Annotated in this window: 12 protein-coding genes; 9 read left to right on the top strand and 3 right to left on the bottom strand. The window is 66.3% G+C overall.

What is annotated here, in order from left to right:
• Positions 1-266 precede the first annotated feature (266 nt).
• The 7 genes from hemP to K5607_RS17010 all read left to right on the top strand — a co-directional run bounded on the left by hemP (position 267) and on the right by K5607_RS17010 (position 6,449).
• Positions 267-455, top strand: a complete 189-nt coding sequence (hemP, locus tag K5607_RS17040; protein ID WP_054775107.1) for a hemin uptake protein HemP — start codon at positions 267-269, stop codon at positions 453-455.
• 114 nt (positions 456-569) lie between these two features.
• Entirely contained in the window at positions 570-1,349 is a 780-nt protein-coding gene (locus tag K5607_RS18220) for an energy transducer TonB (RefSeq protein WP_221047728.1), read from the top strand.
• Positions 1,350-1,353: 4 nt separating this feature from the next.
• Positions 1,354-2,091 carry a MotA/TolQ/ExbB proton channel family protein gene (locus tag K5607_RS17030; RefSeq protein WP_221047727.1) on the top strand — a complete coding sequence of 246 codons (738 nt, stop codon included), beginning with the start codon at positions 1,354-1,356 and terminating at the stop codon, positions 2,089-2,091.
• Positions 2,091-2,528 carry an ExbD/TolR family protein gene (locus tag K5607_RS17025; protein ID WP_221047726.1) on the top strand — a complete coding sequence of 146 codons (438 nt, stop codon included), beginning with the start codon at positions 2,091-2,093 and terminating at the stop codon, positions 2,526-2,528. Before K5607_RS17030 ends, K5607_RS17025 begins: the two co-directional genes overlap by 1 nt.
• Before the next feature lie 160 nt (positions 2,529-2,688).
• Positions 2,689-4,857, top strand: coding sequence for a TonB-dependent receptor (locus tag K5607_RS17020; protein WP_221047725.1), 2,169 nt, complete (start codon positions 2,689-2,691; stop codon positions 4,855-4,857).
• A 41-nt stretch (positions 4,858-4,898) separates the two neighbouring features.
• The gene (locus K5607_RS17015; protein WP_221047724.1) at positions 4,899-5,582 is read left to right on the top strand and encodes a PepSY-associated TM helix domain-containing protein; all 684 of its coding nucleotides are present in this window, start codon (positions 4,899-4,901) and stop codon (positions 5,580-5,582) included.
• Positions 5,583-5,672: 90 nt separating this feature from the next.
• Entirely contained in the window at positions 5,673-6,449 is a 777-nt protein-coding gene (locus K5607_RS17010) for a ParA family protein (protein ID WP_221047723.1), read from the top strand.
• A 70-nt stretch (positions 6,450-6,519) separates the two neighbouring features.
• Here the strand turns inward: K5607_RS17010 and mmoC are convergent, their stop codons facing one another.
• Positions 6,520-7,551: an aromatic/alkene monooxygenase hydroxylase FAD-binding subunit MmoC gene (gene mmoC, locus K5607_RS17005; protein WP_054774095.1), complete on the bottom strand. Its 1,032-nt coding sequence runs from the start codon at positions 7,549-7,551 to the stop codon at positions 6,520-6,522.
• A gap of 181 nt (positions 7,552-7,732) precedes the next feature.
• Complete coding sequence (gene hcp / locus K5607_RS17000) at positions 7,733-9,400, bottom strand: hydroxylamine reductase (protein WP_221047722.1); 1,668 nt, start codon at positions 9,398-9,400, stop codon at positions 7,733-7,735.
• Positions 9,401-9,531: 131 nt separating this feature from the next.
• Here hcp and K5607_RS16995 point away from each other — a divergent pair, with 131 nt between their 5' ends.
• Entirely contained in the window at positions 9,532-10,227 is a 696-nt protein-coding gene (locus tag K5607_RS16995) for a Crp/Fnr family transcriptional regulator (RefSeq protein ID WP_221047721.1), read from the top strand.
• Between the two features lie 16 nt (positions 10,228-10,243).
• Here the strand turns inward: K5607_RS16995 and K5607_RS16990 are convergent, their stop codons facing one another.
• Positions 10,244-10,846, bottom strand: coding sequence for a TetR/AcrR family transcriptional regulator (locus tag K5607_RS16990; RefSeq protein ID WP_221047720.1), 603 nt, complete (start codon positions 10,844-10,846; stop codon positions 10,244-10,246).
• Positions 10,847-10,948: 102 nt separating this feature from the next.
• On the opposite strand from K5607_RS16990, the gene K5607_RS16985 reads away from it, so the two are divergent.
• The gene (locus K5607_RS16985; RefSeq protein WP_054774871.1) at positions 10,949-11,416 is read left to right on the top strand and encodes a nuclear transport factor 2 family protein; all 468 of its coding nucleotides are present in this window, start codon (positions 10,949-10,951) and stop codon (positions 11,414-11,416) included.
• Positions 11,417-11,421 lie beyond the last annotated feature (5 nt).

Below are 11,421 nucleotides of genomic sequence, written 5' to 3'. Positions count from 1 at the left end.
TCGCTGGCCGTGCCGCCGGGGCGGACGTTTGGTGATAGTGGATGAACCGCGCGGATACCGGGCAGGGTTCGTGGAATTGCGCCCCGGCTTGGCGCCGCCGGGCGGAGAACGTCGCGCGCTGGGCGCCCGACAGGGCCGGATCGGCCCGATTGCGCCGGATTATAGCGAAACGGCAACCCGTCCGCAGTAGCCATCGTCGGCGCCGATCGGGCGGCGGCCGCATCGCGGGCTTGACCTAGCAAATGAGAACGCTTAGCATTTGCACCATGAGCAACGATAAGCCTACGATAACAATGAAGAGCGGCGAATCGGCCGCCGAACCGCGCAGCGGCTTGCGGCGGCGGCTGAGCAGCGCCGAATTGTTCGGCGGCGCGCGGGAAGTCGTCATCGAACACGGCGGCGACGAGTACCGCCTGCGGGTCACCAGCAACGGCAAGTTGATACTGACCAAATAAGCCGCGCCCGTGCCGGGCCAACGGCACACCCCATAGCCAGCCACCCCGCCTTACGGCCCAGGTAGCAAGCCAACACAACTTGGTTTAACCGCTAACCGACCGTGAGGATGCGCCATGCGATTCCTATGCAATCCCGTTTTGGGTTTTGTCGCCAGCCCGCCGTTGCGCCCGTCGTTTTCCCTGTCGGCCGGGGGCAGGATTTTGTCCGTGCAAAAGCCGGCCGACCCTAGCCGAGCCGTCGAGCGGGGCGCCGGCTTGTTCATCGCCATCGCGCTGCATTTGGGCGCGCTGCTGCTGTGGCAGCGGCAAGCGCCGGAAGCCAAGGCGCCGGACGCCGCCCCGGCGGCCATCATGGCCGCCATCGTCGCGGCGCCGCGGCCGGCCGCAGCCGCGCCGAAAGCCGAGCCGCAACCGGCCCAGCCGCCCAAACCCATCGCCAAGCCGCTGCCGCCGGCGGCCAAAGCCAGCCCGGCGCGCAAGCCCGCGACCCCTCCCCCCGTCGCCATCGCGGGCGGCGACCAAACCGCGCCGGCCCCGTCGGCGGAATCCCAAGCCGCGCCGTCCGTTGCCGCAGCGTCGGCAGCCGCGTCCACCGCCAACGCAGCGCCCTTGTCGCCGCCCCGTTTCGACGCCGACTACCTCAACAATCCGGCGCCCGACTATCCGGAATTCGCCCGTCGCCAGGGTGTGCAAGGCCGCGTCGTGGTGCGGGTGCTGGTGCGTGCCGACGGTTCGGCGGAAAAAGCCGACGTGCGCACCTCCAGCGGCCATGGCGAGCTGGACGAGGCGGCGCTGGACGCCGTGCGGCGCTGGCGTTTCGTGCCGGCGCGGCGCGGCGAGGAGGCGGTGCCGGCCTCGGTGCTGGTGCCTATCGCATTTTCTTTGGAGGGATAACACCATGGAATCTACAGCAAGCGGCGGACTCGCCCACTTCCTCGCCCAGAGCGACGGCTTGGGCCTAAGCCTGTTCGCCATCCTGGCGGCCATGTCGGCCGCCGCCTGGTACTTGATCGCCGCCAAGGGCGTGCAAGCCTGGCTGGCGGGCCACCGCAGCCAAGCCTTCCTGGCCGCTTTCTGGGACTCGCCCTCCCTCGTTGCGGTGGAGCGGCATTTGCAGAGCCAGCCGCCGGCCGAGCCGTTTTCCCGCCTGGCGCAACACGCCATCGCCGCCGCCCGCCACCACGCGCGCCACGGCAGCGGCCGCCTCAACGAAGCCGGCTCGGCGGCGGAGTTCCTCACCCGCGCCATCCGCCGGGCCATCGAGGAGGAAACCGCCCGGCAGGAATGGGGCCTCACCGTGCTGGCCTCGGTCGGCAGCACCGCGCCCTTCGTCGGCTTGTTCGGCACCGTTTGGGGCGTCTACCACGCCTTGGTCAACATCGGCTTGAGCGGCCAGGCCAGCCTGGACAAGATCGCCGGTCCGGTGGGCGAAGCCTTGATCATGACCGGCGCCGGATTGGCGGTGGCGATTCCCGCCGTGCTGGCCTACAACGCCTTCAACCGTTCCAACCGCCTGCTGCTGGCGCGGCTGGACGGCTACGCCCACGACCTGTTCGCCTTTCTCGCCACCGGCAGCCATTTCGCCGCCGACGGGCGGGATGCGCCGACGGCCGACGGCGTCGCGGGAGCCGTGTGATGGCGTTCGGCGGCTTCGACCGGAACGGCGGCGGCAACCGGCCCCTGGGGGAAATCAACATGATCCCCCTCATCGACGTGATGCTGGTGCTGCTGGTGATTTTCATGATTACCGCGCCGCTCATGGAGCACGGCGTGAAGATCGACCTGCCCAAGGCGTCCAGCCAGCCCAACCCGGCCCCGCCGGAGCGCATCGCCCTGTCCATCGCCGCCGACGGCGGCCTGTACTGGAACGGCGAAGCGGTGGAGCGCGCCGCGCTGCGCGAGCGGCTGGCCGCGGCGGCGCAACGGCTGCCGCAGCCGGAGCTGCACCTGCGGGCCGACAAAGCCACGCCCTACCAGGCCGTGGCCGAAGCGCTGGCCGACGCCGCCAACGCCGGGGTGGGCCGCATCGGCTTCGTTTCCGCGCCAGAATCGCCGCCGAATCCGCAACCCTAAGCAAGACGCCGAGGAAATCGGCGCAGGCGGCGCCGTCCCGGCCGATGGCGCCCAGCCGCTGGAAGCCGCCGGCCGGGGCAACGTAAACCATGACGCCACCCAGCGTTCTCCGCCAGGCAGCCGATGACGACCAACCGAGTCCACTCTTAAGGGGAACACCATGTCCAAATACCATTCAATCGATTCGGAACCGACCAAAGCCAAATGGACGCTGGGTGCGTTTTTGCCGTTGGCCGCGGCGTTCAGCGTCGCGTCGTTGGCCGACCCGGCGCCCGCCGAAAGCCAGGAAGTGGTGTTGAAAGACGTCAAAGTCGCCGCCAAGCGAGACAAGAAAGCCAATGTCGTCAAAGGCTACCAGGCGAAAACCAACAGCACGGCGGTGAAGACCGATACCGCCTTGATCGACCTGCCCCAGTCCATCACCGTCATCACCCAGGACCTGATGAAGGATCAGGCCATGAAAAGCATCGCCGACACGATACGCTACGTGCCCGGCGTCGGCATCGCCCAGGGCGAAGGCAACCGGGATACGCCGATTTTCCGCGGCAACAGCTCCACGTCGGACATGTACGTCGACGGCATCCGCGACGACGTGCAATATTTCCGCGACCTGTACAACATCGAACGGGTCGACGTGCTGAAAGGCCCCAACGCCATGGTGTTCGGCCGCGGCGGCTCCGGCGGCTTGATCAACCGCGCCACCAAGCAGGCGGACTGGAACAACGTGCGCGAAATGAACTTCCAGGTGGGCTCGTTCGACAAATGGCGCTTGACCGGGGACTTCGACCAGGCGATCAACGACAGCGTCGCCGTGCGCCTGACCAGCATGTGGGAGGACTCCCGCAGCTACCGCGAGGGGTTCGACTCCGGACGCTGGGGCGTTAACCCGACCTTGGCCTGGAAGCTCAGCGATCAAACCAAGGTCACCCTGGGCTACGAGCACTACCAGGACGACCGAACCGCGGACCGGGGCGTTTCGTCGTTCAACGGCCGGCCGGCCCGCTCCGACGTTTCCACCTTCTTCGGCAGCCCGGACCGCAGCAAGGCCCAAGTGATGGTGGATTCCTTCAACGCCTTGCTGGAGCACGACTTCGGCGGCGGCACCGCGGTGCGCAACCGCACCCGCTACGCCATGTACGACAAGTTCTATCAGAACGTCTATCCGGGCGCGGTCAACGCCGCCGGCAACCAAGTCGCCATTTCGGCCTACAACAACGCCACCCAGCGCGACAATTTCTTCAACCAGACCGACCTGACGTTTTCGTTGGACACCGGGCCTTTCAAGCACAAATTCCTCACCGGCGCGGAATTCGGCCGCCAGGAAACCAGCAACTACCGGGAAACCGGCTACTTCACCGCCGTGGGGCGCAACGCCACCTCGGTCAACGTGCCTTTGGCGTATCCGCGCTACGAGGGGCCCGTCGCGTTCCGGCAAAGCGCCACGGACGCCGACAATCACGGCGTCGCCACAGTCATGGCCGGCTACATGCAGGACCAGGTCGAATTGAACAAGCACTGGCAGGCCATTTTCGGCGTGCGCTACGACCGCTTCGAAATGGATTTCCGCAATCGCCGCGACGGCCAGACGCTCGCCCCCAACGACAACCTGGTGTCGCCGCGCGGCGGCCTGGTGTTCAAGCCGTTCGACGACGCGTTGTCCCTGTACGCCAACTACAGCATCGCCTACGTGCCGCGGGCGGGCGAACAGCTGGGCTCCCTGTCGCTGACCAACGCCGCGCTGAAGCCGGAAGAGTTCAGGAACTACGAGCTGGGCGCGAAATGGGACATCCGCCCCGACCTGTCGGCCACCCTGGCGTTTTTCCAGCTGGACCGCCTCAACGCCCTGGCCACCGATCCCAACAATTCGGCCGTGTCGTTCCTGGTGGACGGCCAGCGCACCCGCGGCATCGAACTGGGGCTGAGCGGCAACATCACCGACGACTGGCGGGTGATCGGCGGTTACGCCTACCAAAACGGCGAAATCACCAAGAGCATGTCCTCCAGCGCCCTGGCCGGCGCCAAGCTGGCCCAGGTGCCGGAGCACAGCTTCTCCCTGTGGAATCGTTACGACATCACCTCGCAATGGGGCGTTGGCCTGGGCGCGATCTACCGCAGTAAGATGTACGCGGCCACCGACAATACCGTCACCCTGCCGGGCTTTGTCCGCTTCGACGCGGCGACCTATTACAAGGTCACCAAAAACGTCCAGCTGCAGGTGAATATCGAAAACCTGCTGGACAAGAAGTATTTCGCCTCCGCCAACAGCAACACCAACATCACGCCGGGCTCGCCCATCGCCGTGACGGCGGGCGTCAACGTGACGTTCTAAGGGGCGGCCGTTGCGGAGAAAAATCCAACCGTTGATGCATCATGCAAATAAAAAATCCTAGCGTTCCGCCGCAGCGCAAATCGGCCGGCGGCTATTTGTTCCTGCCGCAACGGCTGTCCCGCGGCGCTTTCCTCAAGTGGCTGCGCCGCATCCACGCCTGGTGCGGGCTGTGGGGCGCGGTGCTGGGGTTGCTGTTCGGCTTGACCGGCATCCTGCTCAACCACCGCACGGTGTTGCCCATCCACGCCGCGCAGTGGAACCGCAACAGCATCGAGCTGAGCCTGCCGCAACCGGCGCCGGCCGATGCGGACGCCCTCGGCCGCTGGCTGCAGCAGGCGCTGGAGCTCAAGCATCCGCCCCAGCGCGTTCGCGTCGAGCCGGCCAAGCCTTTGCCTTGGGGCGGCGGCAAGCTGACGCAGCCGGCCCGCTGGACGGTGAATTTCGCCGGCCCCGGCTACGGCGTCGAAGCCGAGTACTTCCTCGGCAACGCCACGGTGGGCGTCACCCGCCGCGACGGCAACGCCTTCGCCCTGCTGACCTCGCTGCACACCGGCATGGGCGCCGGGGTGGGCTGGGTGCTGCTGGCGGACAGCATCGCCGGCAGCCTCATCGTGCTGTCCCTCACCGGCACCCTGCTGTGGACGCGGATGCACGGCCGCCGCCTGCTGGCCGCCGGCCTGGCGCTCGGCTCCCTCGGCAGCGGCGTGTGGCTGGCTTTCGGCTAGGCGCCGCCGCCGCCCGCGCCCCATGTCCCCAGGGGAGTTGTGGTAAACTCGCGCAAGCTCCGTTCCACATTTCAGCAAAGAGGCACGTCTATGCGCCGGGTCGTTTTCAATCAAAAAGGTGGCGTCGGAAAATCCACCATCACGTGTAACCTGGCCGCCATCGGCGCCGCCGAAGGCGCCAAGACGCTGGTTATCGACTTGGACGTGCAGGGCAATTCCACCCAGTATTTGCTGGGCGGCAAAGTGGCCGACCCGGACGCCACCATCGCCAATTTCTTCAAGGACACCCTCAGCATCAACCCCTTCGCCAAGGCGCAAGGCAGCGGGCTGGACGCGCTGATCCTGGAAACGCCGTTCGAAAACCTCTACGTGCTGCCCTCCCACGCCGAGCTGGAACCCCTGCAAAGCCGTTTGGAAGGCCGCCACAAAATCTACAAGCTGCGCGAAGCCCTGGACGCCCTGTCCGGCTACGACCGCATCTATATCGACACGCCGCCGGTGCTGAATTTCTACAGCCGTTCCGCTTTGATCGCCGCCGAGCGCTGCCTGATCCCCTTCGATTGCGACGCTTTCTCCCGGGAAGCGCTGTATACCCTGATGGAAGCCTTGGCCGAAGTGAAGGCCGACCACAACCCGCAGCTGGACATCGAAGGCGTGGTGGTCAACCAGTTCCAAAGCCGCGCCCGCCTGCCCCAACAGCTGGTGGACGAGCTGGCCGCCGAAGGCCATCCCATGCTCAACTCGCGCATCTCGCCGTCGGTGAAAGTGCGCGAGTCCCACAGCATGGCGAAGCCGCTGATCTACAGTGAGCCCGGCCATAAGGTGACGGACGAGTTCCGCGCCCTGCACAAGGAACTGCATCCCTAAAAATCGGCCGTTTCGGCCGCGCGGACCATCCCGCCGCCCTCCCCTGGGGAGAGGGCGGCGGCGATAAGCCTCAGCTAGGCAAAAAGCGCTCGCTGAAAATCTGCTCCTCCCCCACGCCCAGCTCCCGCGCCGCCGTTTCGGCGAAATCGATCAGCGCCGGCGGGCCGCACAGGTAGATGTCCGGCGTGGTTTTCGCCTCGGCCAGGTCGCGGCGCAGGGCGTCCACCGGCGTGCCGGCGTATCCCTGCCAGGCGTCGCCGGGCTTCCAGACGCAAATCTCCACGCGCAGCTGCGGCAGCGCCGCTTTGAGCTCTTCCAGTTCGTCCAGGGCGAACAGCTCCTCCTCCCGATTGACGCCGAAAAACAGCCGCGCTTCGTGGGGTTCCTGCCATTCGGCCATGCGCCGCAGCATGGACAGCATGGGGGCGAGGCCCGTGCCGCCGGCGACGAACCAGCGCGGCCTGAGGCCGGTTTCCTCCAGGCCGAACGCGCCCTGCGGGCCGCGCACCATGAGTTTGTCCCCCGTCTTGGCCTGCTCCTTGAGGAAAGTGGAAAAACGGCCGTTGGGTTGCAGGCGGATGAGGAATTCCAGCCGGCCTTCCCAATTGCCGTTGTTGGCCAGGGAATAGGCCCGCTTCAGATCGCCGCCGGGCAGTTCCAGCTCCATGAACTGGCCCGGCTCGAACTGGGCGGCGCGGCTGTCGTCGGCGTCGGGCAACAACTGCAACACCAGCCGCACGGTGTTCTCGCCGATGGCGGCCAGTTCGGCGATTTCCGCTTCCCGGCGGGGAATGGCCTGGAACAGCACGCGGTTGTGGTCGAACGGCGCGGCGATGCTCAGGGCGCTGCGCGGATAGGTGCGGCACATGAGCAGGCTGCCGTGGCCGCCGTCTTTCGGCAGGGCGTCGGGGCTGTGCTCGCCCAGCAGGTAGTCGCCGGCGGTGGCGTGGGCGTGGCAAGCGCCGCAGCCGCCCTGCTTGCACTGGGACGGCAGGATGATGTCCACCGCGGCGGCGGCGTCGATGAGGTTCTGGTCTTCCGCGCAGTCGAAGCGGATCTGCTCGCCGTCGCGGGTGGTGAGTTCGATGGGGTAGGCGGTCATGCCTGGGGTCTCCTGGGAATGCCATTAAGTTAAGACGGCGTTTCCTGCCCCCTCTCCAGCGGGAGAGGGTTGGGGTGAGGGGGAAATAAAAAGCCGCGGCCTTTAAATCCCCTCACCCTAGCCCTCTCCCTGGGGGAGAGGGAACCCGGAGGGGCTTGAATCGGCTTCGGTTATTGAGCGCTCAAGCCGCCTGGCGCATCAGCGCCGCGTCGATGTCGGACTGGGCGTCGGTGATGGGCTGCAGGCCGAACTGGTCCACCAGGGCTTGCACCAGGGCCGGGGTGAGGAAGGCCGGCAGGGTCGGCCCGAGGCGGATGTTGCGTATCCCTAAGGACAGCAGGGTCAGCAGCACGGCGGCGGCTTTCTGCTCGAACCAGGAGACGATCAGGGACAAGGGCAGGTCGTTGACGCCGCATTCGAAAGCGCCGGCCAGGGCGGTGGCGATCTTGATGGCGGAATAGCTGTCGTTGCACTGGCCGATGTCCAAGAGGCGCGGAATGCCGCCGATGTCGCCGAAATCGTGCTGGTTGAAGCGGTACTTGTTGCAGCCCAGGGTGAGGATGACGCTGTCCTGGGGCGCTTTTTCGGCGAACTCCGTGTAGTAGTTGCGGCCCGGTGCGGCGCCGTCGCAGCCGCCGATGAGGAAGAAGTGGCGGATGGCGCCGGCCTTCACCGCGTCGATGACTTTGTCGGCCACGCCCAGCACCGCATCGTGGCCGAAGCCGACGGTGATGGTCTTTTCAGCGACGTCTTCCTTGAAGCCGGGCAGCGCCTTGGCCGCTTCGATGACCGGGGCGAAATTGCCGTCGGCGATGTGGCGCACGCCGGGCCAGCCCACCGGTCCCGCGGTGAAGATGCGCTGGCGGTACTGCGGGCGCGGCTCGATGATGCAGTTGGAGGTCATCAGGATGGCGCCGGGGAAGTCGGCGAATTCGGTCTGCTGGTCCTGCCAAGCGCCGCCGTAGTTGCCGGCCAGGTGCGGATAGGCCTTGAGCTTGGGATAGCCGTGGGCCGGCAGCATTTCGCCGTGGGTGTAGATGTTGATGCCGGTGTCTTTGGTTTGCTCCAGCAGGTTGACCAGGTCTTTCAGGTCGTGGCCGCTGACCAGGATGGCCTTGCCCTTGACCGGCGTCACCCGCACGGCGGACGGTTCGGGCGCGCCGAAAGTGCCGGTGTTGGCGCCGTCCAGCATCTCCATCACTTGCAAGTTGAGCTGGCCCAAGGCCATGGCCCGCTCCAGCAAAGCATTCATGTCGGCCGGGTTGGTGGCGAGGAAGTCCAGGGCGCTTTCCACGCCGGCGTAGACGGCGTCGCTCTCGCCGCCCAGCACGTGGGCGTGGTGGGCGTAGGCGCACACGCCCTTGAGGCCGTAAAGTATCAGCGAGCGCAGGCCGACGATGTCCTCGCCCACCTGTTCCAGACCGGCCTTGATGCCCACTTCGGTGGCTTGCATCAGCAAGCCGTCCATGTCCGCCGCCGGTTGCCAGTCGGCCGCGCCGGTCAGCGTTTCCGGCGTCAGCCCCTGGGCGCGGGCGGCTTCCTCGTAACGCGCCTTGACCCGGTCGCGCACCTGGGCCGCCTGCTGCAGCAGGGTGACGAAGCGGGTGGCGTTGAAGTTGACGTTGGTCAGGGTGGTGAACAGGGCGTACAGCACGAAACCGCCCGCTTCGTTGTCCGGCGCGCCTAGGGCGCGGGCGCGGGCGGCGTACTGGGCAATGCCTTTGGCGGCGTGGACCAGCAGATCCTGCAAGTCGGAAGTGACGGCGTCCTTGCCGCAGTTGCCCTTGGCGGACGAGCAGCCGTCGCCGTTGGCGGAGCGTTGGGTTTGTTCACATTGGTAGCAAAACATCGCGGCAATCTCCTAGTGCGTTGGTGGGGAGTGCGCGCATGTTAGCGAGGGGAGCGGACGGCTTTCCTTGATCCTAATCAAGAAGAGGCGCGATTCGAGTGTGTTAGCTTAGCCGGCGAAAGGAGGCCGCCATGCAGCAAGACAAACCCGCTAAAGACCAGATTCAACAACAGCTCGCCCGCTTGCCCCTGTTCGCCGCCCTGGACGCGGAACAACTGGCCGGCATCACCGCCGGCGTCCACGCCAAGCCGCTGCCCAAGGGCGGCACCTTGTTCCACAAGGGCGATCCCTGCCGCGGCTTTTACGTGGTGCTGTCCGGCCAGATGAAGCTGGCGTTCCGCTCGCCCCAGGGCGACGAGAAAGTGGTGGAAATCATCAGCCCCAACCAAAGCTTCGGCGAAGCGGTGATGTTCCTCGACCGGCCCTACCCGGTTTACGCCGAAGCCTTGATCGACAGCCAATTGGCGCATATTCCCAGCGGCCCCATTTTCGCCATGCTGGAGCGGGACCATTCCTTCGCCCGCAAAATGCTGGCCGGATTGTCCATTCGCCTGCACGGCCTGATCCAGGACGTGGAGGCCTATTCCCTGCATTCCAGCGCCCAGCGGGTCATCGGTTACTTGCTGGAGCAATGCGCCGAGGAGGGCGACGGCCAGGCGGAATTGTCCCTGCCCACTTCCAAGCAGGTGGTCGCTTCGCACCTCAACCTGAAGCCGGAAACTCTGTCGCGCATTTTTCACGATCTGGCCGAAGCCGGCTTGATCACCGTCTCCGGAAAACAAATCACCATCCACGATTTGCGCCGCCTGCGCGAGTTCGGCTTGTAACGGCGCGGGATGCGGCCTAGGCGGAGGGCGCGGCCGCCGTCAACGCCCGTGCGATGCGTTCCAGGCTCGCCAAGGCCGCTTGCGGCGTCCGGCCATGGGACGATTCCAGCTGCGCCTTGACGATGGCGCCGTCCACCGCCACCGCCACGGCGTCCGCGACGGCTTGGCGGTCGGGGGATTCCGGCAGCAGTTCCAGGATGGCGCGCATCATGTCGTCCTTGTGGCGGCGGGAAATGTCGGCCACGTCGGGCAAGACCCCGCCCAGCTCCGCCACGCTGTTGATGAAGGCGCAGCCACGGAAGATCGGGTTTTGGAACCATTCCGCCAGCGCCGGCGCCAGGGGCGCCAGGCCGCCGCCGGGCGTCGCCCCGTGGCGCAGCAACGCCGCGCCGAACCAGTCCATCCAGCGCCGGTGCCGGTATTCCAGGAAAGCCCGGATCAAATCGTTTTTGCTGGGGAAATGCCGGTAGAAAGTCGTCTTGGTCACGCCCGATTCGGCGATGACCCGGTCGATGCCGGTGGCGCGAATGCCGTCGCGGTAGAACAGGTCGTGGGCGGTGAGCAGGATGCGTTCGCGCGCGGAGCGAGTCGCGGAGTCGGCGGGGTCGGAAGCGTTCATGGGGTCATTGTAGACAGCTCTGTCTACGTCCGCTATAGTCCATGACGTAGACAGACTTGTCTACGGCGCGAGCCGCCGTCAAACCTTAGCCGGAGAACGACCATGGAAACCAAACCGCCGCTGCCTCCTTTCACGCCCGAGACCGCCGCGCAAAAAGTGCGCATGGCGGAAGACGCCTGGAATTCCCGCGACCCCGACCGGGTGGCGATGGTCTATACGGAAGACACCCGCTGGCGCAATCGCGGCGAGTTTCCCGTGGGACGGGAGGCCGTGCGCGCTTTCCTGCAACGCAAATGGGCCAAGGAGCTGGACTACCGGCTCATCAAGGAGCTGTGGGCGACATCCGGCAATCGCATCGCCGTGCGCTTCGCCTACGAGTGGCACGACGATTCCGGCCACTGGTTCCGCAGCTACGGCAACGAAAACTGGGAGTTCAACGAGTTCGGCCTGATGCAGCGGCGCTACGCCAGCATCAACGACTTGCCGATCGAGGAAGGGGAAAGGCTGTTCCGTTGGCCTTTGGGGCGCCGTCCCGACGATCACCCCGGCTTGAGCGAACTGGGGCTTTGAGCCGG

This window comes from Methylogaea oryzae, assembly GCF_019669985.1.
In the GTDB taxonomy this organism is placed as follows: Bacteria; Pseudomonadota; Gammaproteobacteria; order Methylococcales; family Methylococcaceae; genus Methylogaea; species Methylogaea oryzae.
The sequence above is the reverse complement of the archived record's forward strand: the minus strand, read 5'-3'. Positions and strand labels throughout refer to the sequence as shown.